At 45.2% G+C, this 24811-nt stretch carries 25 protein-coding genes and 1 pseudogene; 8 read left to right on the forward strand and 18 right to left on the reverse strand.

What is annotated here, in order from left to right; genetic code table 11:
• Nucleotide 1 precedes the first annotated feature (1 nt).
• The 11 genes from AZI85_RS12290 to AZI85_RS12340 all read right to left on the reverse strand — a co-directional run bounded on the left by AZI85_RS12290 (nt 2) and on the right by AZI85_RS12340 (nt 11608).
• Nucleotides 2-787, reverse strand: a complete 786-nt coding sequence (locus AZI85_RS12290) for a polyphosphate polymerase domain-containing protein (RefSeq protein ID WP_063244307.1) — start codon at nt 785-787, stop codon at nt 2-4.
• Nucleotides 784-1935, reverse strand: a complete 1152-nt coding sequence (locus tag AZI85_RS12295) for a hypothetical protein (protein ID WP_155724016.1) — start codon at nt 1933-1935, stop codon at nt 784-786. Before AZI85_RS12295 ends, AZI85_RS12290 begins: the two co-directional genes overlap by 4 nt.
• Nucleotides 1932-3713, reverse strand: coding sequence for a biotin/lipoyl-binding protein (locus AZI85_RS12300; RefSeq protein ID WP_253720974.1), 1782 nt, complete (start codon nt 3711-3713; stop codon nt 1932-1934). The genes AZI85_RS12295 and AZI85_RS12300 overlap by 4 nt, the downstream gene beginning before the upstream one ends.
• Complete coding sequence (locus AZI85_RS12305; protein WP_063205088.1) at nt 3713-4396, reverse strand: DUF4956 domain-containing protein; 684 nt, start codon at nt 4394-4396, stop codon at nt 3713-3715. Before AZI85_RS12305 ends, AZI85_RS12300 begins: the two co-directional genes overlap by 1 nt.
• Before the next feature lie 161 nt (nt 4397-4557).
• A complete protein-coding gene (locus tag AZI85_RS12310; RefSeq protein ID WP_063244309.1) occupies nt 4558-5286 on the reverse strand; it encodes a hypothetical protein in 729 nt (242 codons plus the stop codon).
• A 63-nt stretch (nt 5287-5349) separates the two neighbouring features.
• The gene (locus AZI85_RS12315) at nt 5350-6405 is read right to left on the reverse strand and encodes a hypothetical protein (RefSeq protein WP_063244310.1); all 1056 of its coding nucleotides are present in this window, start codon (nt 6403-6405) and stop codon (nt 5350-5352) included.
• A 148-nt stretch (nt 6406-6553) separates the two neighbouring features.
• Nucleotides 6554-6928 (reverse strand): YkgJ family cysteine cluster protein, encoded by a 375-nt coding sequence (locus AZI85_RS12320; RefSeq protein WP_063205091.1) that lies wholly within the window; start codon nt 6926-6928, stop codon nt 6554-6556.
• Nucleotides 6929-6935: 7 nt separating this feature from the next.
• Entirely contained in the window at nt 6936-8066 is a 1131-nt protein-coding gene (locus tag AZI85_RS12325) for a polysaccharide deacetylase family protein (RefSeq protein ID WP_063244311.1), read from the reverse strand.
• A 9-nt stretch (nt 8067-8075) separates the two neighbouring features.
• Complete coding sequence (locus AZI85_RS12330; protein WP_063244312.1) at nt 8076-9497, reverse strand: hypothetical protein; 1422 nt, start codon at nt 9495-9497, stop codon at nt 8076-8078.
• Nucleotides 9498-9758: 261 nt separating this feature from the next.
• A complete protein-coding gene (locus AZI85_RS12335; protein ID WP_063244313.1) occupies nt 9759-11054 on the reverse strand; it encodes an O-antigen ligase family protein in 1296 nt (431 codons plus the stop codon).
• A 2-nt stretch (nt 11055-11056) separates the two neighbouring features.
• Nucleotides 11057-11608, reverse strand: a complete 552-nt coding sequence (locus AZI85_RS12340) for an SLBB domain-containing protein (protein ID WP_063205095.1) — start codon at nt 11606-11608, stop codon at nt 11057-11059.
• 198 nt (nt 11609-11806) lie between these two features.
• On the opposite strand from AZI85_RS12340, the gene AZI85_RS12345 reads away from it, so the two are divergent.
• A complete protein-coding gene (locus AZI85_RS12345; RefSeq protein ID WP_253720975.1) occupies nt 11807-12751 on the forward strand; it encodes a hypothetical protein in 945 nt (314 codons plus the stop codon).
• Nucleotides 12752-12809: 58 nt separating this feature from the next.
• Here the strand turns inward: AZI85_RS12345 and AZI85_RS12350 are convergent, their stop codons facing one another.
• Nucleotides 12810-13802 carry a 3D domain-containing protein gene (locus AZI85_RS12350; RefSeq protein WP_063244315.1) on the reverse strand — a complete coding sequence of 331 codons (993 nt, stop codon included), beginning with the start codon at nt 13800-13802 and terminating at the stop codon, nt 12810-12812.
• A gap of 284 nt (nt 13803-14086) precedes the next feature.
• Between AZI85_RS12350 and AZI85_RS12355 the strand changes: the two genes are divergently transcribed.
• Nucleotides 14087-15256, forward strand: a complete 1170-nt coding sequence (locus tag AZI85_RS12355) for an Hsp70 family protein (RefSeq protein WP_253720976.1) — start codon at nt 14087-14089, stop codon at nt 15254-15256.
• 1 nt (nt 15257) lies between these two features.
• Here the strand turns inward: AZI85_RS12355 and AZI85_RS12360 are convergent, their stop codons facing one another.
• From AZI85_RS12360 to folD, 4 genes are read right to left on the reverse strand one after another with little or no spacing between them, the layout of a single operon-like run.
• Nucleotides 15258-16559, reverse strand: a complete 1302-nt coding sequence (locus AZI85_RS12360; protein ID WP_063244317.1) for a class I SAM-dependent rRNA methyltransferase — start codon at nt 16557-16559, stop codon at nt 15258-15260.
• Nucleotides 16559-17665 carry an esterase-like activity of phytase family protein gene (locus AZI85_RS12365; RefSeq protein ID WP_063244318.1) on the reverse strand — a complete coding sequence of 369 codons (1107 nt, stop codon included), beginning with the start codon at nt 17663-17665 and terminating at the stop codon, nt 16559-16561. Before AZI85_RS12365 ends, AZI85_RS12360 begins: the two co-directional genes overlap by 1 nt.
• Nucleotides 17665-18705, reverse strand: a complete 1041-nt coding sequence (locus tag AZI85_RS12370; RefSeq protein WP_063244319.1) for an aromatic ring-hydroxylating oxygenase subunit alpha — start codon at nt 18703-18705, stop codon at nt 17665-17667. The genes AZI85_RS12365 and AZI85_RS12370 overlap by 1 nt, the downstream gene beginning before the upstream one ends.
• A 16-nt stretch (nt 18706-18721) precedes the next feature.
• Nucleotides 18722-19576: a bifunctional methylenetetrahydrofolate dehydrogenase/methenyltetrahydrofolate cyclohydrolase FolD gene (gene folD / locus AZI85_RS12375; RefSeq protein ID WP_063244320.1), complete on the reverse strand. Its 855-nt coding sequence runs from the start codon at nt 19574-19576 to the stop codon at nt 18722-18724.
• A 208-nt stretch (nt 19577-19784) separates the two neighbouring features.
• Between folD and AZI85_RS12380 the strand changes: the two genes are divergently transcribed.
• The 6 genes from AZI85_RS12380 (at nt 19785) to AZI85_RS12405 (ending at nt 22958) form a co-directional block, all read left to right on the forward strand.
• Complete coding sequence (locus AZI85_RS12380; RefSeq protein ID WP_063244321.1) at nt 19785-20063, forward strand: hypothetical protein; 279 nt, start codon at nt 19785-19787, stop codon at nt 20061-20063.
• A 111-nt stretch (nt 20064-20174) separates the two neighbouring features.
• Nucleotides 20175-20450 (forward strand): Flp family type IVb pilin, encoded by a 276-nt coding sequence (locus AZI85_RS12385; protein WP_063244322.1) that lies wholly within the window; start codon nt 20175-20177, stop codon nt 20448-20450.
• Nucleotide 20451: 1 nt separating this feature from the next.
• Nucleotides 20452-20787: a hypothetical protein gene (locus AZI85_RS12390; protein WP_063244323.1), complete on the forward strand. Its 336-nt coding sequence runs from the start codon at nt 20452-20454 to the stop codon at nt 20785-20787.
• The gene (locus tag AZI85_RS12395; RefSeq protein ID WP_063244324.1) at nt 20784-21506 is read left to right on the forward strand and encodes a hypothetical protein; all 723 of its coding nucleotides are present in this window, start codon (nt 20784-20786) and stop codon (nt 21504-21506) included. Before AZI85_RS12390 ends, AZI85_RS12395 begins: the two co-directional genes overlap by 4 nt.
• Nucleotides 21507-21605: 99 nt before the next feature.
• Nucleotides 21606-22079: a hypothetical protein gene (locus tag AZI85_RS12400; RefSeq protein WP_063244325.1), complete on the forward strand. Its 474-nt coding sequence runs from the start codon at nt 21606-21608 to the stop codon at nt 22077-22079.
• Between the two features lie 9 nt (nt 22080-22088).
• Entirely contained in the window at nt 22089-22958 is an 870-nt protein-coding gene (locus tag AZI85_RS12405; protein ID WP_063244326.1) for a hypothetical protein, read from the forward strand.
• Here the strand turns inward: AZI85_RS12405 and AZI85_RS12410 are convergent.
• The gene (locus AZI85_RS12410) at nt 22947-24212 is read right to left on the reverse strand and encodes an amidohydrolase (RefSeq protein ID WP_063244327.1); all 1266 of its coding nucleotides are present in this window, start codon (nt 24210-24212) and stop codon (nt 22947-22949) included. The two genes, AZI85_RS12405 and AZI85_RS12410, sit on opposite strands and share 12 nt — an antisense overlap.
• Nucleotides 24213-24265: 53 nt before the next feature.
• Nucleotides 24266-24811, reverse strand: a pseudogene (locus AZI85_RS17740) (hypothetical protein); the annotation flags it as partial.

Genomic DNA, 24811 nt, shown 5'->3' on the forward strand with positions numbered 1-24811 from the left:
TTTATCGATAAAGGATTCCTGACGAGACCACGTCAGGAATCCCTAAGTGAGTCGCCATAGAGTTGCCAAACTTAGAAAACGACCCACCGACCAACCCGAACTTACGAATCAGATCAATCATCCAAAGCGGAATTTTCTTTTCGCACTTCAGTTCTAAAACTACGCACTTTCCCGGTTCTTCAAAAGATTCCGGGTGATCGTAATGCGACAAAAGCTTTTCGTTGGGCGTAACAGTCCAAGTGTTCGCTTCGTGAAAACGCAGGTCGCGGTCAAAGGTCACACGGGCATAGTCGTCGACGTGGGATATGTACGCCTTGCGACGATACTGAGTCAGTATGACAGGGCCGACGTTGTAAGTGATTTTTTGTCTTAGAAAATCCTCAAGATTGCCTTTGGATCCTTCCTCGACATTATCCGGGATAGTGTCGTATTCCAAAATATCCGACCAGTTGGGAATAGACACCTTTGCTCGTTTCTTTTTAACGAACTCTCGCACCTTGTACTTCACCTCAAAAAAATACGGTGGCGCTGTTCCAGCTCCATAAGACCTGATTCGCATATTAAAACTAAAGGCATTAGCGCGTTCTTTAAAATGAAGAATAAAATAAGACGGCGAATCCAGATAAAGACTGTTGATCGTATAATACTTGTCGTCCGCGATCTCAGAAAAATGATCCATGTAGCAATAGGCTTCAACAAACCGGGAGATAGGTTCGACCATATCGGGAGAGATCAGGTACTTCAATTCATACCGCTCTAAGTTTAAAGGCGAAACCTGAATGCTCATAAAAGGGCTTTCAACGACTTATCCAGATAGTTTTTCTCTGGCGAGTTGTTTAAAATCTCTGACTCTAGTAAGTACTCAAGATACAAACTTAAGATTTCTTGCTGCTGATTTAATAGGTCTAGTTCCTCTTGCTGTTCAACGATTTTTCGCTCGATATTTGCCAATGGATCCAAACTGCTCGCTTGAATTTTACTGAGCTTCCGTGTATCTTTATAAATTTCAATCAGATTTAAAACCTGCACCCGCAAAGTTTCTAAGCGATTCCCGGTCTCTTCAATATCTCGTTGTTTTAAGGCACGCTTTAAAATCAGCTCGTTCTGTTTTTGTTTTGCCAGGTCGTCCGAGAAAAGAAATGGCAATTGCACCGTTACTTCAACTTCGTAAGAAATATCATCATTCTTGCGGTTCTGACTGACATCCAATCCCTTAAACCACTGCTTTTCTCGTCCCTTAACAATGGTCAACTCTTGGCTGATCTGCTCGATTTCTTCATTAGCTATTTTCTTTGTCAGTGAATCACCTTTCACGGCAGTTTCTTTCAGGCTCTGCTCAACATCGTCGATGCTGATCAGATTTAGATTGTCGAGCTCGCCTTCTTTCCAAGAAGGCACCCATACTTGAATCTTCGTTTCTAGCATCTGTTTTTCCTGTTGCAACAAAGCCAGCGTGCGCTTGAGTTTCACCAGCTCACTGCGTGCCGAAACAAAAGACTTGGAAGTCACCCTGCCCGCACGTAACGACAAGGTCTGAGCTTGCACATTTCGTTCTGCAAGTTTGATCACGTCTTTTAATTTCTCGGACTTCTGACGGTTTAATTCATAAAGCAAAAGAGTGTTGTAACGGTTCTTCAAAGCCCATCCCAATGAAGTGTTTCGCAGAAGCTTTTGCTCCGTCCCTTTAGGACGACCCGTCTTCCATTCGGGCCAGGATTTAAATTGAAACTTAAGACCTATTTTAGACTTGGTATCACCGTCATCATCTTCGGTTGAAACAAAACCGTCGACACTGCGCAAAGGATTTTTAGAATCCGTGGCCTGCACTTCTTCGAAAGACAGATATGTCTTATCATTCCAGGCCGTTTTAAGAACCTGTTCTGGCGTAATAGCCAACGCCGAAGTAGCAAACAGCCAAGGAATCAAAAACATCATTGCTGCCCCTGAGCCGCCGCAAAAGGTATGGTGATGAACTTGCCACCTTTTTTATTGTCAAAAACTCCGAAGATCTGGTGGTGAGAAGGCCCCAATGAAATGCCCTCTAATTTCTTCACATCGAATTCTTGCACAAGCTCTGCCTGCGAAGTTTGCGGGTTGATTTTCCAAACCGCACTGCACTTTTCACTCACGCAGGAGGTTGAAATATAAATGTGATCCTCGGTATGAATCATGTCAGAAAGATAGAGGCTGGTTGTCTTATGCGGCAGTCGCAAGGGAAAACGGAAAGCGACGCTGACATTCTTTTCAAGAATGCGACCCGTTTCAAATAGGGCCTCCATATTTTTAACTTTTAAAATCAAGCCTTCCCCAGCGAAGATCATCGGACGTTTTAATGCTAAGTACAGATCCCCGTCCTTAACAAAATGACCTTCGACCTCAAGATCGTTCAATTTCGTACCCTGACTTTGCCGGGCAATCTCTTGCAGTGTTGGATCTTTAGCCGCCGCCAAGGTTGGCAAAAGGGCTTTTCTTAAATCCACCTGTTTATCTAAAGAGAATCGGATGCCATTGCGTTTTACTTTCACAAAAAGCTGACGGGCCTCTTTAAGATTTTCTTTCTTTGTCGCCGAAAGAGAACTTAAAAGATAGATATCGCTTCCGTCAGCAGATATAGATTCGATATCTTCCATTTTGTCCAATCCCTCGACGGGAAGCATTTGTTCGGCGACTTCACCTTTGGCATTCATCAATAAGATCCAAGGGTGATCTTCTGGATAGTCGTCAGAGATCATCGCAAACTGGCGAATCTCGGGAATATAGGTCAGACCAGAAATTTCCGGCTGAAACTGCTCAGTGATGCGAGTCGGAAAATAAATTTCTTCAAGACTTTGAAAGCTGTCCGTACCGGCATCGGCTTGTTCGGCCTGAGCCGTACTGAACAGAGTAATTCCCCAAGACTTTTTAACCGTCACTTTTTCGCCGACCAAGAAACCGTTGGCATTGGGAATCTTAATAACGACTTCGCGTCCCCAGGCCGGAAGGGTCTGAATACGCATCACACGATCAGGAATCTGTACAATACGAGTTCCCACGCTGACAACCCGTCCTTGAATCTTGTGGCCACTGGCGGAAACCACATCCACCAGCTGACCCACATTGATCGTCGCATGAAGATTTTCATTCACATAGCCATTGATATAGCTCGGATTCACAGGGACCAGAGTTAAAAGCGGAGCAAATGCGGGAGCCTTTTCGCCGTTTTTAAAATTCACGGCTCCGACCGCACCATCCACTTCCGCAAATACGAAAAGGTTGCGCAATCGATTTTCAATCAGATCCATTTCTTTTTTTGTATCGTTAAGGTCTACCAGTAATGGATCCGCACCCTCGGGCATCTTCGCATAATCTTTTGTAAGATGAGAGATCTCTTGACGCAATTTAAGCTCTGCCAGCAGACGGTCGTGACGAGACCGAAGAATGCGCAATTGATTGTCCAATTCTTTTTGACCCAGCTCCAAAAGAAGGTCGCCTTTTTTCACAACTTGGCTAGGCATCACATGAATTTGCTTAATTTCGACAGCCGTATCAAAGTTGACTTGGAACTCTCGTGATTCTGCGATTCCCAAGATGCTGACAGTCTCTGAGTTTAGAACAAATCCAAAACTAAGTATGATTAGCACCGCCACACACCAGGTCCCCGCCAGGAACTTATTGTCCGAGCCTACAAAATCTTCCATAAAAGTCTTAAGAAATGAGCGTGCGGCTTTCATCATCACACCTCGATCACGGACTCTTGGTTCATAAAGTTCAATCCACGGACTGAATCCACTTTGCCAAGGTCTTCAATGAGTTGAGAAGACGTCGTTTGAGGCTTTAAACGCACTTGATAAGAAAAATCCAGGCGGTCCCCTTGCCCCATTTCTCGGATTGTCGCTAAGGCGAAGTGACGGCATTTGCCTTCAAGCACATTTTCAATCTGTCTTTGCTGTTCGGGGTTGCGTGCTAGGTTAAAACGCAAAAGTCCGTCAAATTGAGGGCCTGCTGCGAACGAAGACCCCTGCAGCACCAAAAGGGCAATTACAAAACAACCCGTACCTAAGATCGCAATTCCATAGGCATGCACCCCAGACGCAAGGCCCACGGCTAGAGAGGCAAAGATGAAAAACATATCGCGCGGGTCTTTGACATTCGTTCTAAAGCGCAACAAGGACAAAGCACCGATCATCCCGATACCACGGGCTACATTGTCGCCAATCGCCTGCATAGCGATCGCAATTACGATCGGCAGTAAGACCAAGCCATGCAGGAAGTTCAATGAATAGGACAGCCCTCGGAAAGTTTTAACGTAAATAACGGCCAAGACCGTACCTAATACAAAACTCAACAGGAATGCGTATACGATTGAGATCCACGTCGGATTTGAAAATGATGAATTCAGAATAGAAAAGTCCAACATATAAAGCCCCTAGAAAAACAGGCTTCATCCAAATCACTATTCGGGACAATCAAATTGAATGGCGTTTGTGGATAGACAAGGCAGTCTTGCAGACTTGTAGATAAAGGACACCGACTTGCTTACTAAACAGAAAGGAGAATTGCGGAATTGACAGGAATCTTTTAAAAACGATAACCCAATTTTCCAGAATAAACCGAGTCCGCATAACGATCGATCTGCAAAGCCAAAAAGAATTTTGCGATATCGACGTTGATACCGAACACCGTGTGATTTTCCACGATGTCTTCTTCGACCGTATTTTGATCGTCAGTGATTCCGTCAGTACCACCGATGAATGTTCCAATCGCACGAACACGCCCACCACCGAAGTAGATAGCGACGTTATCCATCGCGACAGACGCAATCACATCCGCTCCTAAGGTTTTCACGTTAATCAAATTGGAAAAATTCGCGCCTCCGCCTGAAATCATCGCCGTCAAGGTCAGAGGAAAAAATGAAGCCTCATAAAAACCCCAGCGCACTTGCCCACCGAAAGTTTGAATTCCGTCACCTAAAGCCGGAGTGAAGTACACATGAGTGTCGACGTTGTAGTAAAGACCTTTTCCAAATGTCAGTGTAAGATAATTGATCTCTCCCGTATCCGTAGTTTCTGAACCGAGGGTCGCCAGATCCTCTGTAGGAATATACTCTGAAGCTATTCCCACCTCGATCCCTGCGTAACCACCGAGCGGATAAGGGTTATCCAAAATTTTAGACGCCGAACCAAATCCCAGGATTTCCAAAGCCCGGATTCGATCCCCTGAATTTAGATTTTTAGGTAAGTCATAAGCTGCCGTCGCCGAGCACACGGTGAAAAAAGTAAGAATAAAAATAAGACGGCTTAAACGCATAATATCCCTAGGACTTAAAAGTTCTAGGGATATTCTTGTCAGAAAATGGAATGCTGTCCAGTTTTAAAGAGAAGCGACTGCAGTTTGCAATTGCCCTAGGCCCGTCGCCGCTAAATTAGCGATTGTTGCATCCGAACTTTGTGCAAGTTGTTGAAACAAAGGTACGAATTGAGAGTAACCTGCCACCGCATTCGTCGTAACATCTCCGCGCGAGTTGCGTGGATCCGTATTCGGCGTTACGCCACCTTTTGCACCTTGATATCCTTCAATAACAACCTGCAACGCAGTTTCCACGACGGAAGAATCGTTAGATTGCAAAACAGATTTCAAAATGCCCAAGCGCGCTGTCACGGCATAACCCGCAAGATACTTATCGGCTTTCGATTTCAGTTCAGGTGTCATTTGCTCATAATACTTCGCTGTCACGGCAAAGCTTCTAGAGTTATAAAGAGATTTGACCGCCTCAAGACCCAACGCCTGTGTCTCTGCTTTATTGGAGCTGTAAAGATCTGCAACGATTGAATAGAAGATACTTTCACTCACTTCACTGCGGCTGAACGCAGCTACCAGTTGCGCGACATTTTCAGCTGTTGGCTGCGCTCTTAGACGAGCTTGCCATTGGTCACCCGTTAAAGTTTCTTTGTCAGCGCCTGTTTGTTCATTCTTTGGATTGTTATTTCCAGAGTTATCCACAAACTGTTGCCCAGAACCTGTACCCGAATTCATGAATCCGTCGTCGCCAAATCCTGTCGGCTCATCCGCACCCACGATCTGCACATCTACGGTCTTTTTCGGAGCTTCATCAGCCTTCTTCTTAGCCTCCGCCTTCTTCTGTGCAACCGGTTTTACGGGAACGGCAGCATTCTTAGTATCCGCCGTTTTTTTAGCGTCTTCTTTTTTCTTTGCGTAAGGATTTACATATTTACGAGAGATTTCGCGGTCTCCCAAGTCAAAAAGGGCCGCCAAGAAGGACGTCTTAGGACGTGGCATTTCGTAAATCACTTCCATCTCAGCAATCGCTGATTGAACAGGAGTTTTTAGAACGTATCCCAGAGCTCCCACCATCACGATGGACAACCCGATAATCGCCGTTTCTAGTTTATTGTCTTTGAAGCCCATTGTAGCCTCCTGTTCTTACTTGGTAGTAAGAGCAGCGCTTGTGCCACCTGGGCTCGCATATAGGACACTTGGCATAGATCACTCTGAGACTGGGACGTGCAGCGCGCACCCCTGTCAAAGAATCAGGCAATCTCAAAATGAGACAGGCTTAAGTGCTTCCTGGACAGAACCCAGGACGAGGCCCTATAGAGGGAAATCCGCGACAGGTGTCAGGACGCTTTTCATAGACTGTGCAAAGACGGGTTTTGGAATCTAAAAACCAGCAGTCGCGATTGGCTTTTTGCGAGAGCATAAAGAACTCAGTCCCTTGACGGTACGAGGTGATATAGCCCTCTTTCATTAAACGTTTTGCTAATTTTTTGATGGAGCCTGCGGCCTCATCTTCCGTCGTCAGACCTAAACGAATCAGGTCCGAAATTTTGATTTCCACAGGCATGGTGCAACAGCCGCCCCAGCAGCCTTTGCACATATCGGTGCGATAGGATTTCCAAGTTGAGGGGCGATCGACATCAGGACGTTTCATTTGAAAACTAAGGGACTCTTTTCCTAACCAGTTTGCTGTTGTATTTCGCTGACGGGTCAGCGGATTGAAGTAATACAACACTGTACCCACGAGTGTAAAGCTCGCGCAAGAATGTCGGCATGATCTCCGCCGTTTTCCTTTGGATGTCATGGAAAAGAATAATACCGCGACCCTTCGCTTCCACCTGATTTAAAGTATTGCGAAGTACGTAGTCGTTGGTTTGAGCTTTCCAGTCTTCACTGTCAACCACCCAAGCGAAGTCCGCTGTAGAACTTGTTTTTAAGAAGTTTCTCAGCTCCGGAGATCCCTCAGCATATGGAAAGCGGAAGAAAGGATCAATCCATCCCAGAACGTCGTAAATAGCCTGGTGACCTTTGCGAATCTCTTCAACCGCCTCGCTGAATGTGAAATTGCGCCCGTGCATTTTTCTGCAGGCATTACTATTACCAATACAGCTATGAGATTCCGTATGCGACCCGATTCCGTGTCCTTGAGAAGCTACAAGCTTCAAAGTTTCAGGATTCAAGCGAGAGTTCTTACCCAACGCAAAGAAAATGGCTTTCGCATTCACTTCATTCAATGAACGCAAGATGGATGGAGTATAGATATTATTTGGACCGTCATCAAAAGTAAGAATCACTTCTTTACGAGCCGTATCGCCGTAAGTTGCATAGTACCCGTTTGAAGTATCGCGTTTCTGAATATTTGTTGGGAACTTGAAGTTGTTCGTCGTGCGTGCCGGAACCAAAGCATTTACGCTCACAGACATCTTCTGTCTTTCTGCCGCAAAATAATTTTCGATATTCCCAAGAAGATCTTGTCTGCAGTCTGCAAGCAAAGCTTGGTTTTGCTCATCGCGAATTTCATTTTCAAAAAGAGTCAAAGATTGTGAATCCAATTGCGAAAGACTTTCGCAGATTTCTTTCGGCAAGCCATCACGAGACTTGCCACCATTGGATTCACGCCATTCTGCAAAGAGCGCTTCAGGATTTGCTTCGGATTGTTCCCACTCTAGGTGAGACTTCGCCTCTTGATTATCCGTGATTGCTTGTTGCACTTTTCTGCTAACACTATTTCCGCAACCTACAAGAGTCCCCGCCAAACCAATTGCAAGAGTAGTAACAATCCAATTTTTCATCGCACATCCCTACTGTGAAACGTCTGTTCCCTGTCCCACATTGACGACATTCCAAGCGATCTTTTGCGGATCTTCCGGTTTGTCACCCTCTTCAGGTTTGGGCTCAGGCTTTTTCAGACTGAATTTAATTTTAGAGTTCTCGATAATGACTCGTGGGTCGGCAGAATGGTTATCAAAGATAACCAAGTTGCGTGAAGCCTGTGCCGTAACCACATGTGGATTCCAAAGGTATTTAAAGTAAATCACCAAAGATCCCACGAATTGGCTTAACAACAAAGACAACAGACCCAAACTCAAAAGGCCAATCTGTGGCAACGTATTTTCCCAACGTGCGCGCTCTAAGACTTCAAAACGCGTATCGATAGAAAGCTTTTGTGCCTCAAGTTTCGCAAGATTCGTCGTCAACTCTTTGTAACGAGCAAATTCAAGCTCAGATTTCTTTTTAAGATCGTCGACCATTTGCGCAGCGAATGGCAGTTCTTTAGCATCTCTTTTTAAACGATCAATCGAGGATTGAACCTGACCCAACTTCGTTTGCAGGATGCTATTTTCGATGCGCAAAGCTTCGATCTTACCGCCGACACCGTAAAGAGCAGATTCACGCTGACTTGAACGGCCTCGTTGAAGGTATTCAATCATTTTGTTGTTTTCGGCCATCTTCAATTTGATTTCGTTGGAACGCACTAAAAGATCCGAGATGTAGTCGCCCATTTTATCTTTAGAAGCTAAAGGTAAAAGAGCTCCTTCTTTGTTCTGCATTTCAGCAAGCTGTTTGCTTAATTGCACCAGCTTTTGATCTGCATCGACTTTTTGTTTTGCCATGAAATCTTCAACACGAGCGATTTCATTCATCTCGCGCTTTTTCAGAATCTCTGCCGCTAACTCGGAAGCAGAATTAGATAAGAACAAAGACATAGCTTTGATCGGTGTCACAGCGGACACGCGAATTTCAAAATCCGAATCGATATTGATCTTCGTCCAACTGTCCAATCTTTGCAGAACTTGAACACGTTTTTCAGGCTTATCTAAATCACCAAGATAGTTGGTTTTAAGAATATCGTAGCCGTTGCGCTCTTCCATTGTAATAAGAGGGCTGTTGCCACGAACTTGAATTCGCTGCAGAAGAGCCTCATAAAACTCACGGGTTTTAAGATACTCGATATGCTTAGAAAGCAAACTGCTGCCTTTTTTAGATTCCTGAACTGACTTCGACAAACCAAAAAATTGGTTTGAGAATGCCTGCAATGACGAGTTCTGCGAATCGTTAATAACAATTGTCGAAGAAGCGACAAAAGGAATCTTAACAACGTAAACAAGAACCGCTACCGCAAATAGTCCTGCGGTAAACAAAGCAAACATGCGCCAATGGGACAGATAAAGTTTAATAATTTCGCCCACTGTTAATTCAGGTTCTATATGCTGATCACTCATATATCCCCACCTTCTGTGACATATCCCCGCAAGCATTGGTTGTGCCACTGAATTAATGCCTTGGCCTGTGTTTAATGTGCAATGAGGATTAAGAATTTGAAATTACTTCAGGGGTGTGCACCCAATTGACATCCCTTTAGATAAAAACCGCTCTAGCAAGGGATCAGCCTTTGCAAAAGACAAAAAGCGATTGGAGTAAAAGCTTTAGCATCCTCTCGTGTTTTTTTGGCGTTCGAATTTTTTTATGATCAATAGCAAAGATTAGGACTGCTCAGAAGGTGCTTCCGAGCGAAGAGCCGATGCCGCCGCGACAAAGCCAAACACCATCCAATAAAGACGGTCTGCCATACCACCAATAGATAAATGAATGTGATAGATAACCAGAATAGGAATATGGGAAAGCAAATAAATAGCGACCTGGCGTTTCGCAATACTATGCGACGTCAATGCCTTGAAAGATCCCAGCAACATAAATATCAAAGCCACGATACTTAGGACAATCAAAGGCCAGCCACCGACAACCCCCGCAGAGATAAAGATATTATGCGGGTCCTTCATCGCATTGTAATTGGAAACATCCACGTCGTTTCCAGCGGCGAATTTAGATAGCAATCCATGCCCTAACAAAGGTTGCTCTTGAAAAATCTGAAAACCGCGTTCTACTTCTTCCCAGCGAGAAGCAATACCGTCTTGGGCCTCACGACCTCCCAAAGCCGCCTGGCCTGTAGCGATACCGCGAGCAAAGTCATAAACCTTCGCACCAAAGAACATCGAAAAAGTAATCACGAAAGAAGTGAAGGCAAATTTGAAGATGCGCCCTTGGTTACTCGCGGTCTTGTGTAAAATCATGGTGACTACAAAAGCCAGAACCGCCGCGCCGGCTGATGAACGCGTGCCGGTCAAAACAATCGCTACAAAACTGGCACCAAGAATGATCGCATCTAAAATTTTATGTTTCGCTTTAGTGTCTTTAAGAAAAGTTCCTAAAGAAAAAATAAAGGCCACGGTCGCACAGGTTACCATGTGAGGAATGTGCTTAAACACTCCGATAAAGCGACCACCTTTAAAGACATGCCCGCTTGCCACAACAAGCAAAACCAATGAAATCAGAACTAAAAATCCAGACCAGCGCTGAATAAAGCGCAGAAAATCATCAACACTCCAAAGACTGGGAATCACCAATCCATAAACCACGACCATGAAAAGCGAAACGCCGAGTGCGCCGATTTGCATGATCGCAGACTCATCGGTATTCACGTAATGAGCCTGCAGTAAGGTCTGCACCGTCAAGGTTAACATCAGAACATAGACAAAGAGTTTATAAAACCCGCTTAAATGATTGCGAGTTCTCACACGCAACCACATGAAGATCAAAGGCAGTCCAAAAAGGAAGCATAGAAAAACGTTCAAGAAGGGATGCAACCCTTGTTGAAAAATTAAGAAAGAAAATCTTTGCGGGATCGGAAGAACAGAACCAAAAGAAATCTTTGAAATAAAAATCAAAGCCGCGAGTGCTTTTATTAGAAATAAAATTCGGCCATCGCGAGCTTGCATCATTCTTAGTTGTTTCCTGTGTTCTTGTCGATCAGAACTGCGGTCAAAGCAATACCCAAGATCACGGACACAAGAGTGATACCGCGAGCTGTTTCATTGCTGATCCAAGGAGTGCGCGGAGGAACATAGACGAAGTCATCTTGATGTAGACGAAGCGCGCGAGTGCCACCGAACTTAATCAGCTTTTCCGCATCGACTTCATAAGCACCCTGGTACTCATTGACGGCTTTGGATTTAATCTCTGCCCAAGTTTTAGGCTCCATCTTGCGAACAATCACTTCAGAAAGGTCTCCACCATTCGTTGTACCGCCAGCCAAGGTGATCAACTTCAAAAGATCTGTGCCGGCTGGCACATAATAGATTCCAGGCTTATTGACCGCACCTAAAAGCTGCACCGTCACCAAAGACTCTTTCGGAGAAGACCGGAAGATATATTCTGATGTTTGCTGAGGTGGCTTGATATCACTCAGAAGCCCCATATCGTCTGCGTGCGCGCCAGAACAGGTGATCAATAAAACTACGGCCATTATAAAACGAAGGGGTCTTTGTAAACTCATGGTATCTCCTCCTACAACAACAACCCTGGACCTAAATCGAGAGGCTCGACCTCTGTCAATAAATTTCGATGACTTGACTTCGGTCTGTGCATCACAATGAAGTCTATGACGACTTCCGTTCCTGAGCACGAAAAACTTTTTGACGAAATTTGCAATAAACTAAACGAGTTAAGCACCCAGCATCAGGGAGAGGAACCTATGCCCCCTCAACCAAAGTATGAGCAGATGCAAGTTCAGATGAAAAAATTCCATTCTGAACTCAAGGGTTCCCAAGAAGAGTTGAAAGAAAAAATCAAATCTCTTGAGAACGTTTCTTACGGACCTGAAACACTGGATGCGCAAATCAAACAACTTGCCGACCAGCTTTCTGCCGAAAGAGCGAGCAATACCAAACTCAGTGGCGACTTAGCAAAATCTTTGGAACTCAGCCTGCAACTGCAGTTAGAGATCCAAGGCCTGAAAGCCCGCGCCTTGCAGATGCAAAGCGAAGAGAAAAAGTACAGTCAGGCTCTTTTTGAGAAGAACAAAACTCTGCAAAGAGATTTGGAACTCAACCAAGCGCTTAAAGATGAAACTGCCATGGAACTTGCGAAAGCGAAAAGTGCCTTTGCCAAAGAACAACAACTTTGGGAAGAACAGCGCGATCAGTTCGAAGCCGCGATCCAGGCTTTGAAAACCGAAAAGCACGAGCTAAAGCAAACTGTCGATGAGATGCAGGCGACAATTGAAGAGCGCGACCAAAACATCGCCTCTTTGAATGAAGAAATCGAGAAAATCTCGACGTCTTTCAGCGAAGTGGAAGCTTCGGCGCAGCAACAAAATGATGTTCTCAAAAATTTAATGTCTGTTGCAGAAACAAAAATTATTGAGATGAAGCTCGCTCTGGATAAAAAAGCTTTAGAAGCTCAAGACTACTATAGTCATCTACAACAAGCTTTGACTCAGTTGGGTGTGCTTAAGCAAGAAAACGCTGCGCTTAAAGAGTATGTCGCTAAGTTGAACTACTACCACCAGCAAGCCCAACAGGCGCAAATGGCGGTGGCTCAGATGGCTCAAGTCGCTGCGGCTCAGGTGCAAACACCTCAACAGCAGACAGCACAACCGCAAGTGCAACAAGCGCTTCCGCCTTCAGCTAGAAATTAGAAATTGAAGATGGGATGTTGAAGTTAAAATAAAAAAGGCTCCTGCAAAGGAGCCTTTTTTATTTAGCGCGAGGTAGGTCGGGATAAGCTCTTCTTTCTAAGACCACCTTCGCCGCGTCACCTGTGACTCGGAAATAGGGAATGTTGGTTCTTACGTCACCCAAACCCAATTTTTTGAACGGGTTCGCATTATCCAACCAGCTGTAATAGCCAGTGTAAAAATCAAATCTTCCGCGACCCACGATACCACGGCCCTTGTCGCGAATAACAAAGTAACCATTGTGTTTAGTTCCATCCGGTAATTGCAAACCCACGACAGCGGGAACATAGATCACTTCGCCGGGCTTGTAGATCGTTAAATCCGCCGCCAAAGTATAAAACGGATCCAGACAAGAGCTGTTCACACCATAACCATAGCGACAGCCATCTTCTTCAATTTCAAAGAAGCGCTCCTGTCCTTCAAAACGTCCAATGATATTGAAAGTGTGAGTTTTACCTTTTTGAATAACCGCACAAGAGCCTTGTAAAGAACAGGCAGCCCAAGTTTTCGCACAGACTTTCAATAAGACTTTTCCACCCGCACCGTGCAAATCTCTTTTCGCATCATCCGCGCATTTATTTTTATCTTCGTTAAGAACGGCAAAATAATAAACGGTTGGTTTTAAAACGCCAGGACCACTAAGAACTGGCTTCGGATCCTCCTTAGGACCCTCCGCAGCCACATCAGGTTTTACCTCGGGTTTGACTTCCGGTTTCGGTGTTTCCTTACCAGTCGACTCTTTTGGCTTCGCCGGTGTCTCGGGCGAACTGACTGTGGCCGGACCCACCGGAAGAGTTGTTTTCGGAGCCTGCGATGGAACCTCTTCCGTCACGACCTCTTCTGATTCTTCATTGGCGTAAAGCTCTTGGAGGGGCTTTTCAAATTGCCTTGAGTTTTCATCCCAAGAACCCACGGGATGCTCGATATTGGCTTCCATATTGCCACAGGCAACCATTCCTAATACCGCGCTAAGAAAAATTAAATGTCTTAAAATTTTCTTTTGCATACTCATAAAGCGACCCCTTACGACCGGTCGCCAGAATACCAAGACTTTCTGCTAATCGAGCAAGAATGTGGCCCCGCTGAAAAGATGAAAATAGCGGTGACAAAGATGGGCCCTCTTCTAAAGGTGGGCCAGACATTGTATAACCTGTTGATGTTTGATAGCTTTCTTTAATGAGTTCAGACAGCTTTCTCTCTATTGATTTTGGTACGAGTAATTCTCTGGTCGGCGCCTTTCACAAAGGGCAAAGATATGAAGCCCTCCCTTTAGATTCTAAATCCCAAGATCCCACAATGATGAGAACTCTTCTCTATTTCCCTCATCCTGATCTTTGCTATTACGGCGCGGAAGCTATTGAGCAATACATTGAACAGGACATGGAAGGTCGCCTTTTTCGCTCTTTCAAGTCGCATCTTCCGAATCAAAGTTATTTAGGGACTGTGCTTAACAATCGCATTCTTACCCTTGAAACTTTGATCGGTGTCTTCCTGCTGGAATTGAAAAAAAGAGCTGAAAAAATATTAGACACCTCGATTGAGAGAGCCGTTATCGGTCGTCCCGCGCGTTATTCAATGGATCCGGTGGCTGACGGCTTTGCCCTTCATCGCATGGAAAAAGCGGCCGCTTTCGCTGGTTTTAAAGAAGTGCAGTTCGTTCCGGAACCTTTAGCTGCCGCCTTTGATTATCGCCGTCAGTTGAAAAATGAAAAGATTGTTCTGATCGGTGACTTCGGTGGCGGAACTTCTGACTTTACCTTGATCAAACTTCGTCCCGAAGGTTTTGCTAAAGAAGACGTCTTAGCTATCGATGGCTGCCCTTTAGCAGGGGATGCTTTAGACAGTGTTTTTATGAGCCACCGCTTGAATGAATACTTCGGTGCAAAATCACGTTATCGCCTTCCAATGGGTAGCAATGTCTTAACAATGCCTCCCGCGGTTTCGCAGCGTTTGAATCACCCTGCGCATATCGTGCATCTCAAAGAAAAAGACACTTACGAGTTTATCCGCGAAGTGAAAAAGTGTTCGCTGACTCAGAAAGATGCAGACGCCGTCGAAAGACTTTTCGTTCTTATCGAAGATCAACAGATCTTCCCTTTCTTTGAAAATATCGAAAAGACCAAACGAGCCCTTTCGGGGAACGAGTCCACAGAGTTCTTTTACGACTATCCAGGCTTGGAAATGAAAGAGTCTTTTAGCGTAAAACAATTCATCGATTGGGCTACGGGAACAAAAGAAAAAATCTTTGCCGCATTAGATGAGTGTTTGAAAAATGCAGGTGTCACGTCAGATCAGGTGGATCTTGTATGTCTGACAGGGGGAACGGCGAAAGTCCCCTTCATCCAACAAGAATTAGAAAATCGATTTGGTAAAGAACGTCTGCAAACTCAGGCGCACTTTCACTCGGTGCTATCGGGTTTGACAGAGTCCGCAGGCTTTTGGGCCCACGGACAAAAAGTCACATAGTTTATACGTAGTGCACGTACATCTTAAGATAAAAACCCTCAGGGAACTGCATCAGCGTCGGGTGATCCGCGGCATGTCCCCCCCGCAGAACACTGCGCACTTCGAACGAATTACGAAGTGAGGCTTTACGAATGGCATCGCGGAACTCTTCTTCTTCTAACAACCCCGAACAAGAGCACGAAGCGACAAAACCATTGCGTTTTACCATGCGGAAGGCATGCGTGTTCATTTTCAGATACGCGTGCTTACCGATAGGAATGTCTTTTTTAGATTTGATGAAGGCCGGAGGATCTGCGATCACAATGTCATAGTGAGCACTTGGTAAACTAGTCAGGCCTTCAGATACGTCCATTTCATGAACAACAACTTCAGCGCCTTCGCGTTCCGCATTTTTCTTTGCAAAAGCCAAAGCGGTTTTAGAAACGTCCACCAAAGAAACTTCGACTTCAAACCCCAAGGATTTTAAACCACGAGTGATTTGCGTCGACCAGTGGCCTACATAACAGCACAAATCCAAAACACGAAGCTTGCGCTTAGGTTCTGTCTTTGCCCAATTCTTAAAAAGGTTCACTGCCAAGTGAATATTGTGAGTTTGATCTAAAAAGAAGCCGGTTTTCTGTCCCTCTTTCAAATCACAGCTCATAGCCACAACACCGTCATCGGCAGCAGCGTTCAAAAGAATCTCTACGTCGGTCAGATCAAACTCAGGAAGATCTTTAATGACGTTAGGCTCTTCAACGTTTAAGCCTTCCAATTTACGAATGCCGACGTCGTTACGAATAACAACAGCTGTTTCATTCCATGAAAAATTAGAAAGACCTTGTTCGTGCGCTTTTTGCACTAAACCTTTAAAGAAATCTTGGGCATTCTTCAAAGCTTCATTCATTCCCGCCGTTACCAACTGAGCCGCAAAGACCTGCGCCTTTTTGCCTTTTTGCTCGATAACGTAATAGTCCAAAACCAATCCTGGAATGTAATCAGATTCACCGAAAGCCAAACGGAAACTTCCGCGGAAGCCCGCGGCCTTACGCACTTTCCAAGAATTTAAAATCTTCCCCTGCAGGAATTCAAAACTCGTCGGTTCTTTTTCCTGACTATTGAAGCTGAGGGCGCGAAAAGCGATCAAGGAATGAGGATTGCCGTAACCGCGAGCTAAAAACTGACCCTTGGAATCTTGCAACTCAACTGGAGTTCCCGGCAACAAACCTTTTGGACTTGCTGAAAGTTCATTAGAAAACACCCACGGGTGTCCACTGCGAATACGTTTATCTGCTCCAGGACGGAGTCTCCATACAGTCGTCATCACTCACCTTCAACGGCAAAGACCAAAAGCTCGGTCACTTCTTTCTTCGAAAAATTATCGTCTACCATTACCAGAAGAGAGCGCCGTCCGTCTGCTAATTTCGGTCCCCAGGCCATGGCTTCGAAATTTTCTACACTCTTTCCAGGCCGAGATTTTGTGAGATCGGTTTCAAAATCAATTAATGCGGTTTTGGACGCCCCTTTGAACGGCCCCTCCCCTAGCTGGGCCAGCTTCGAAACATCTGTCGCGGATGTTAAATCAGCCAGATAAAGCTTCGTCGTCTTCGCTATCAGATTTTTCGGGGAAACCCGCACACCTCTTTCCATAACAATCAGTTTATTTTCGGATAAGGCCAGAATCTCTGAAACCCCACGAAAAACTTCGTGCCCTTTGTCCGTACTGCTGACGGCCTCTAAGTTATAGGCATACTCGGCCGCCACTTTATATCCCTCAGATCCTTTATCTTCAAATTTGATAATACGAATCCAGGCACCCGCCGAACTCTTGTCGACGAAAGAGCTCTCCTGAAGCAAAGGCGACTCTGTAGCTGCATAAAGGAATTTTCCGTCGGCAAAAGAAGTAAGGCCTTCAAAGGCGACGTTGTTTTGCGTGCCCTTTTTCTGTTGACCCGTCAGCTCGGGCAAAAACTTATCAGGCAATGGAAGATCATTTTTCCACTTCCCGTCTTTAGACACACGAAAAAGGCGCGGCATCTGTCGAGGTTTCGCGTTATTATTGCCTTCAGAGGAAATAACACAATCTCCGCTAGGCAAAAGCGCCAAGCCCTCGGCATCCAAAGCATCTTCTTTGCCTTCATACTTCGGGAGGTTCTTAATGAACTGCACGTCTTTCGGTTTAAGAGTGACCAATTTCTTTTCGATGGAAAGTTCAAATTCATAAAAACGCGGTTCACCAAAGCGACCGCGATCATCCGAAACCGCGTAAAGAGAAGTTCCCGACCAGACAATGCCGGAAAGACCACCGATCGTGGTCTTCTTAAATTTCTCTGCATTTTTTATGGAAGTTTCGCCGACATATTCCAAATGCAAAGCCTGTGCTTGGAACCCCAGAAGTAAACTGAAGAAAATCCCGCAGGCTTTAAGCATTAACTTCTCCAGCGAAGTTCTGTTTCTTTCACCGGATGATTGAAGTCGCGTTTTTGTTCTAAGTGATCATGATACTCTGTTTTCAAAGAGTAATACCACTTAGCCTGAGTGTCGGCGTCTTTGATTAACATCAAGCTTGGATCGTACTTCAATCCTTCTTGTTGTTTCGTCACCGCATCCATGTCTTGACCCAGGAAAGTTTTAGAGAACTGATTGATCGCTGGTTTTAAAAGCGTCAACCAAGGAATATCCCAATAAGCTAGCTGAGTCACACGCGTGTTCTTTTCATCAACCGGAGTCAACGCCGTGTAAGAATAGAAATTGCGAGGGCCCACTTCGATATGCTCAACACGAATACAAGGTAAAGTGAAAGTGATCTCGGTCGTCGGAGTTCCACCTAATATCTTATAAGCCTTCGAATTTTTAGAAGGCTGATGGCGCACCATTTGGAAGCCGTAGTTCACCGGCGCAAACTTTTTGCGTTTTTCCAACATCGTTTTTTCTGAGCGCCAGAACCAGCTCTTATGCACGTAAGGTCCATGCGCAGGATCCATCAAACCGATCACCGCATGATCGACGTGACATGGGAAATTCACCACGTAAGTGAGCTTCGGCTTCACATCATTGCCAAAAGCTTTCATCACCGGAATTTGCGGCGCTTTACTCATGTCATAATCTTTATCGCCGATGAAAATCCAGATCAGACCTTGTGCCTCGTGCACAGGATAAGAACGCACTTTAATTTTATTCGGATTCAAATCCTGTCCAGGGCACAAAGAAGGAATTTCTGTGCACATACCTGAGCCATCAAATTTCCAACCGTGATAAGGACACTCGATCGTGTCTTCAACCACGCGACCAAAGCTCAAAGGAATGCCACGATGAGGACAGATATCCCGAACAGCAGAAACTGTTCCTTTAGAATTACGGAAAAAGACGATGGGTTCATTCATGATTTTACGAGCCTGAGACTTTCCCACAGCCAATTCGCTGCTAGGTAAACCCACGTACCAAACATTCTTTAAAAAACCGGTATACATTTCGTTCCTTTTTTACTTACAGACCTGCGCGCTTTTCTGCCAGAAGGCAGGTGTTCTGAAGAAGAGTTGCGATGGTCATAGGACCCACTCCACCTGGCACGGGAGTGACCGCTTTCACCCATCCATCAAGCTCTTCCGTGCGCACGTCACCACAAAGCTTTCCGTTCGGTCCATCATGGTGCATTCCCACGTCGATGACAATAGCATCTTTCTTAAAATCTTCACGTCCCAGAAGACGCGCTTTTCCTGCAGCCACGACAACCAGATCGGCTTCTCGTACTACCGAGGATAGATTTTTAGTTTTCGAATGACAAAGTGTCACGGTCGCATTGGCCTCTGTCAGAAGCTGCGCCATGGGTTTTCCCACGATATTACTGCGTCCTACAACGACAGCGCGAAGACCTTCGACAGAAATTCCGTAGTGCTTAAGAATCGTCATCACTCCTTCCGGAGTGCAGGGTTTTACAACCGGCTTACCCGCAAAAAAGTATCCCAAAGACGCATATGTTAAACCGTCCGAATCTTTTTCGGGAGCCACTAATCGCAAAACCTCATCCGAACTCAAATGGGCTGGTAAAGGAAACTGCACCAAGATGCCATCGACAGACGCATCATTATTCAAAGCTTTGATTTGCGCATTAAGTTCTAGCTGAGTGGTGTGAGCCGGCATCGCGATAATTTGCGAGGTCATACCGACAGATTCACAAGCTTTCTTCTTATTTCTGACGTAGATGTGGCTGGCATCATCGTCGCCGACAATGACAACCGACAGATGAGGCGCTCTTCCCACTTTTTCCGAGAATCCCGTTACCCGGTGAGACAGCTTTGAACGCACTTCTTTGGCGACTTCTTTACCATTAAGAATGAGCATTCACACCTCCCAATTGCCCCTTCAATGTCCGCTATTTATTAAAGAAATTCAATGGTTTAATAAAATCCTGACAAAGACACCGCGCTCCTAAAAACAAACCTTTTTAGCGTCTTTTTCAAGGCTTTCGGACACTGCCTGCAGGCGCTTTTTCCTTGCTTCGACGCTGCAAAATAAGGTACAAACCCTTTAAAACATTAGGGGATTTAGAATGGCTGAAAAAGTTAAGCTTTCAAAAGATGGTAGTTCCATTGATTTCGTTCAATCTGATAGCTTACCGACGTCGCTAAAAAAATTCCGTCAAAGCCCTGAGATCGAGGGTTTCTACCGTTTCATTTTCGAAAATGATCTGCAAAAAGAAGCTTACGATATTTTAGATCGTATCATCATCCAGCGTAAGGCGAAAAAAGCCGACGCGAAGAAAGAAGCCCAAGCAGAAAAAGCGGCGGCAAAAAAAGAAGCTTCGGCTGTTAAAGGCAAAAAGAAGTAAGAAAAAAGTCCGGACCTCCGGACTTTTTTTATTTCATCCGCTCCCTTCTCTAATTCCGCGCAGTCCTCCTTCGCATCTCGTTTGCTAGATCGCCTCCTCGAGGAGGCATTCATGAATGCAAACAAAGTTTTAAAAAATAAAAAAGGCCAGGGCCTAATCGAGTATCTTATCATCGTGGCGATCGTCGCTGTGGGTAGCATGGCGGTGATCAAAGTGGTCGGCGCCAATGTCGGTGTTCGCTTCGCCAATATCGCTAATGTCTTGGGTGGCAAAGCCGCTGGTACAAATGTGCAAGTGCAAGAAGTGACGGAATCCATGACGAAGAAGAAAGACTTCAGCAACTTCTTTGATGGCGCCACAAACCAGCAATCCAAATCTAAAAATTAATATGAGAATCGGAAATAGACAGGGGCAAGGTGTTGTTGAAGCCCTTTTATCTTTACCGCTTCTTTTTCTGGCAGGCTCCGCGATTGCAGCTCTTCTGTATCGCGGAGTCGTTTTCTATTACACCGACTACCAACTGCATGAAGCATTGATTTGCACTCAGCACGAATCAGTAAACCACTGTAAAAACGAGTTGCATCAGCGACTTGGAAAAGTTCTTTTCATTAAATCCCCGTACGAAACCCAAATCATTCGGAGCTACCGAGCCGTTCGAGGCAAGGTCTCTGTAAAGTTAACCCCTGAACTGTCTATTGAAAAAGAACTGAAGAGAACCCTATGAAAAATGAAAAGGGCTTTGCCGTCATTTTACTTCTAGCTTGTTTACCCGTCCTCATTAGCGGTTTGCTTCTTCTAAGCAGTGTCTTCGGATTTATGCAGAGTGATTTGGCGATGAAATACCAATGTCGAGTGCACGGACAACAGGGACAGAAACAAGTCGCTCCCCATCTTGAAAAATTACTTTCACTCAATGTCACAGCTCGAAGACTCAAAATTGAAGAGGTCGCTGCCTATGCTAAAATAGCGGCCTCAGCCGGGAATCCTCCTGCTTTAGCCGCAGCGAAGGCTCGTTTAATTAAAATCCAGAATCAAAAACGACAGTTGGATTTAAAACAAAAGCAACTTATCAATCAAGCCAATATGTCGCTCGCTTCGTCTTTTTCAAAAACTCGAAAAGAGCTAACGAAAAATCAAGAAAGCCTAAGCAATATACTTTTTATTTCCAATGGCTTCCACGTTTCGGGCACGCGCCCCACCTTGGCTGTCCGTCCGGACTCTTCGGACACTGCTCCGACTTACAGTCCGGTCCCGGGTTTTGAAGAAAAGCAAGCTCTGGCGCATGAATGGCAATACACCCTTGCCGTCCGCAAGCCGTTTTCACAGTTCCTAGAAGGACGCTTTCAATTTAGGAAGGCTTGCGCGGTTTCACTTTCTGAGGAGAACACGACATGGGTGCCAAAAATAATAAAGGGCAAATTCTCGTTGAAGTCGGTGTGGTGACCATCTTCGTTTTATTGGTGGTCTTTGCTGCGATCAATCAGCTCTCGGGATTTAAATCATCTTATAGAAGAAATCAGCTCACTCAAGAAAGGGGTTCTTATGAAAACAAAGCTTCAGCTTCTCGCAAAAAATAATTTGATGATTTTAGCCTTCGTCATTTTAGGGCTGGTCTCATACCATGCGACAAGACCCACTTCAGAACCCAAGGAGACGTTCTTACCTGAACCTAAATCCGTTGATACATTCATCCCTCGCGGATTTTCTTTAGTCCCGATTGAAGTGGCCAATGCGGATTCTCTGGCTTCATTGATCGGCGACGTTGGCGGAGTTGTTGACCTGTATTTAGCGTCTACGGAAAAACAAAAAGGAGGCCTGAAGGTCGGCAGTAAGCTTAAACTTCTGCGCGCCCCTTTAAATCCGCAACAGTATGCGGTTCTTATTCGTGACACTGAAAGTTCACGACTTCTTAGCTACACAGGACCATTTATCGCCGTCGTACAAAATCCGGAAGAAACTGGAGCTCAATTAACTTCCTCTAGTCCCGCAAAAATTCGCGTGGAATACCAAAACTAGGAAATAAAAATGAAAAAACTTTTTCTTTTAACTTTTTTTGTTCCCGCGATGGCTTTGGCTCAGAATATTCTAGTCCAAGCCCCATCCAGCAGTAAGATAGAATATGAACATTTTCTTGCGCAACATCTAGAGACACGGTCGATGGTGCACTTTGAACAGAAAATAGCACAAATAAATCCATCACAGGAAAGCCAGTTATTCTCTCTCAGCGATTCCTTTAACGATCGATTGGATTTCGTTATAAGTTCACTTAAAGAAATACAGAAAGAGGCTCCACTCACACTGTCGAGCCTTCGATTCGTGCGTGACTTAAGTGAAAAAGCTTTAGCAAAAGACCTTTCAGCCCAAGATAAAAAAGAACTTCTGCATGCCTACTGCAAATCTGTAACATTGCTCAACGAAGGGCCGTCGCGCTTTGTCTGCCGCGAAGAATACGTCTCATTGGAAAAGTTAGCTAAGAAATTTCCGCACCATGACACTCTTTTGATTGAGTCTATGAGCTTTTCACTGAATGAAAAATCAATGGCGACACTGTCACCGCAGACAGCTTATCAGTGGACATTGGTTTCAAACTCACAAACAACGATTCGCTTTTACGGTACGTACGGACAGTTGTTGAATCAGCACTTCGTTACTGAAAACTGGGTTGAAGGAAATTGCGAAAACTTCACTCATCGAATAGAAGATATGAATGCTCTTCATCGAGGCACAGTCTTCTTTACTGAAAGCTGCACTCCCCGCTTACTTAAAGATGAATCAAAGAAGTCTTGGATTATGGAAAAGAAGACTTGGCTTTATGTAGCCGGTGCCGTTGTCTTAGGCGGAATCGTCTATTCGCTCAAGGACAAAGACATCGTCGTGAATACGTCACTCAAGTGATAAAAGTGTCCCGTTAAAATTAATCTCTTTAACGATGCCTTCTTCAACAATCGAATAACTATTTGCAAACGTGGCGTCTGGATGAGAGTGCGCGACAGCCAAATCCCCAGTAAACTTACGGATCTTGGCTTTCGCACTTTCATCTAACGCCACTTTATTTCGCCAGAAAGATGGCGGCTCGACCGGGCTGTCACAACCAAAAGAAATAGGAATTTGCGCGGCTCTTAAAGCTTCCCAAGGAAATACATACTTGTACAAATCACCCAGCTTTTGTTCCAACCACGCTTTATCGCTCAACCAGTGACAAGGTTGCATGTGACAACGGACGTGCAACGGCTTCATCATCTGAATGGTTTCAGGTCTTAGCATCTGCGCATGTTCAATATTCAATCGTCCTACGAAGCCCTGAGCTGATATTTTTCGGGCACTTTGCACGATATGATGAGCGGCTTCGTCTCCGATTGTGTGAACAGAAAACTCTAAACCAGCCTGCCAGGTGCGCTTCATGATTTCTTCGACTTCTTCTAACGGCCATAGCGTACGGCCCTGAGTTCCTTCCGCTTTTCCGTTGTAAGGCTTAGAAAGATAAGCCGTTTCGGATCCCAGTGAACCGTCATAGAAAAGTTTAATTCCCTTCATGCGAAGCAAAGGTGTCTCGCTTTTTTTCGCACGAATGCAGAAATCCAACATTCCTTCAAAGTCCGACATCTCGTGGGTCGTGACATTTTCTTCGATCGCTAATGTCAGTTCATTCTTTTCTGACATCTCTACCAAAAGATTCCACAAGGATTCCGTGCAAGACATATCACGCACGTGAGTGAAGCCGGCTTGGTTATAAGTGCGGCAAGCTGAAAGAATATGACGACGTTGCTGTTCTTTGGTGAAGCCCGGAAGTTTATCCCATGCTTGCAAATGATCTTTTTCTAAAAGAAGACCTGTTTCGGATTTCATTCCCAAAAGTTCTAAAGCTCGAGAATTCACCCACGAACGATGACCATCCATACGAGGAAAGAACACAGGTCGATCGGGAAAGTACTTATCCAGAATTTCCTTATTAGGAGCTTCCGGCCAGCCCGCCTCATTCCAACCGAATCCGACAATCCAGTCACTGCGATAATAGGCGGGATTTTTAAGATCAATCAGCGACAGATCCTCGGCCTTTTTCATAAAGCCCAAGTGCAGACCTGCAGAGAATTCTCCGGTCGCCAGAAAGTGAGTGTGACTGTCGTAAAGACGCGGGATCTTAAAAAGCATAAGGCCCTCTGTTTTATCAGAGGGCCTCGTTTTTTTTAACTAAATTATTCGAATTAGCGTGCAGAAGGGATTGGAGCCGGATTGTTTGTCACGCCTCCTGAAGGAATTGTTCCCGGGAAGGTCGAAACACCGCCCGTTGCTGAACCCGGTAGTGGAGTCAGAACACCATTACCGATTCCAGTGCCAATACCTGTTCCGATGCCTGTACCGATTCCGATAGAGCCACCGATGTAACCGCCGCCACCGTAAGATACTTGCTGGATTCTATACAACAATCCGTAAAGTTCTTGCTGAAGGCTTGCCACAACTTGTTGTCTTTGCATTTGTTGTGACATGTATTGTTGCTGTTGTTGCATGTACATTTGGTATTGTTGCATTTGCATTTGCATCATTTGTTGCTGCATTTGAATTCCGCCAAGACCACCCATAGCGCCCATCATTGGCATACCCATCATACCACCGGCCATCGCGCCCATCGGCATACCCATCATGCCGCCAGCCATCGCGCCCATTGGCATTCCCATCATGCCACCAGCCATTGCGCCCATAGGCATGCCCATCATACCGCCAAGCATTCCGCCGGCCATTGCACCCATAGG

The sequence above is a fragment of the Bdellovibrio bacteriovorus genome, assembly GCF_001592755.1.
Classification (GTDB): Bacteria; Bdellovibrionota; Bdellovibrionia; order Bdellovibrionales; family Bdellovibrionaceae; genus Bdellovibrio; species Bdellovibrio bacteriovorus_E.

Excerpts from the sequence above, each read along its gene's own strand:
- AZI85_RS12290 (WP_063244307.1), bottom strand. The coding sequence starts at position 787 with ATGAGCATTCAGGTTTCGCCTTTAAACTTAGAGCGGTATGAATTGAAG.
- AZI85_RS12295 (WP_155724016.1), bottom strand. The coding sequence starts at position 1,935 with ATGATGTTTTTGATTCCTTGGCTGTTTGCTACTTCGGCGTTGGCTATT.
- AZI85_RS12300 (WP_253720974.1), bottom strand. The coding sequence starts at position 3,713 with ATGATGAAAGCCGCACGCTCATTTCTTAAGACTTTTATGGAAGATTTT.
- AZI85_RS12305 (WP_063205088.1), bottom strand. The coding sequence starts at position 4,396 with ATGTTGGACTTTTCTATTCTGAATTCATCATTTTCAAATCCGACGTGG.
- AZI85_RS12310 (WP_063244309.1), bottom strand. The coding sequence starts at position 5,286 with ATGCGTTTAAGCCGTCTTATTTTTATTCTTACTTTTTTCACCGTGTGC.
- AZI85_RS12315 (WP_063244310.1), bottom strand. The coding sequence starts at position 6,405 with ATGGGCTTCAAAGACAATAAACTAGAAACGGCGATTATCGGGTTGTCC.
- AZI85_RS12320 (WP_063205091.1), bottom strand. The coding sequence starts at position 6,928 with ATGAAACGTCCTGATGTCGATCGCCCCTCAACTTGGAAATCCTATCGC.
- AZI85_RS12325 (WP_063244311.1), bottom strand. The coding sequence starts at position 8,066 with ATGAAAAATTGGATTGTTACTACTCTTGCAATTGGTTTGGCGGGGACT.
- AZI85_RS12330 (WP_063244312.1), bottom strand. The coding sequence starts at position 9,497 with ATGAGTGATCAGCATATAGAACCTGAATTAACAGTGGGCGAAATTATT.
- AZI85_RS12335 (WP_063244313.1), bottom strand. The coding sequence starts at position 11,054 with ATGATGCAAGCTCGCGATGGCCGAATTTTATTTCTAATAAAAGCACTC.
- AZI85_RS12340 (WP_063205095.1), bottom strand. The coding sequence starts at position 11,608 with ATGAGTTTACAAAGACCCCTTCGTTTTATAATGGCCGTAGTTTTATTG.
- AZI85_RS12345 (WP_253720975.1), top strand. The coding sequence starts at position 11,807 with ATGCCCCCTCAACCAAAGTATGAGCAGATGCAAGTTCAGATGAAAAAA.
- AZI85_RS12350 (WP_063244315.1), bottom strand. The coding sequence starts at position 13,802 with ATGAGTATGCAAAAGAAAATTTTAAGACATTTAATTTTTCTTAGCGCG.
- AZI85_RS12355 (WP_253720976.1), top strand. The coding sequence starts at position 14,087 with ATGATGAGAACTCTTCTCTATTTCCCTCATCCTGATCTTTGCTATTAC.
- AZI85_RS12360 (WP_063244317.1), bottom strand. The coding sequence starts at position 16,559 with ATGACGACTGTATGGAGACTCCGTCCTGGAGCAGATAAACGTATTCGC.
- AZI85_RS12365 (WP_063244318.1), bottom strand. The coding sequence starts at position 17,665 with ATGCTTAAAGCCTGCGGGATTTTCTTCAGTTTACTTCTGGGGTTCCAA.
- AZI85_RS12370 (WP_063244319.1), bottom strand. The coding sequence starts at position 18,705 with ATGTATACCGGTTTTTTAAAGAATGTTTGGTACGTGGGTTTACCTAGC.
- folD (WP_063244320.1), bottom strand. The coding sequence starts at position 19,576 with ATGCTCATTCTTAATGGTAAAGAAGTCGCCAAAGAAGTGCGTTCAAAG.
- AZI85_RS12380 (WP_063244321.1), top strand. The coding sequence starts at position 19,785 with ATGGCTGAAAAAGTTAAGCTTTCAAAAGATGGTAGTTCCATTGATTTC.
- AZI85_RS12385 (WP_063244322.1), top strand. The coding sequence starts at position 20,175 with ATGAATGCAAACAAAGTTTTAAAAAATAAAAAAGGCCAGGGCCTAATC.
- AZI85_RS12390 (WP_063244323.1), top strand. The coding sequence starts at position 20,452 with ATGAGAATCGGAAATAGACAGGGGCAAGGTGTTGTTGAAGCCCTTTTA.
- AZI85_RS12395 (WP_063244324.1), top strand. The coding sequence starts at position 20,784 with ATGAAAAATGAAAAGGGCTTTGCCGTCATTTTACTTCTAGCTTGTTTA.
- AZI85_RS12400 (WP_063244325.1), top strand. The coding sequence starts at position 21,606 with ATGAAAACAAAGCTTCAGCTTCTCGCAAAAAATAATTTGATGATTTTA.
- AZI85_RS12405 (WP_063244326.1), top strand. The coding sequence starts at position 22,089 with ATGAAAAAACTTTTTCTTTTAACTTTTTTTGTTCCCGCGATGGCTTTG.
- AZI85_RS12410 (WP_063244327.1), bottom strand. The coding sequence starts at position 24,212 with ATGCTTTTTAAGATCCCGCGTCTTTACGACAGTCACACTCACTTTCTG.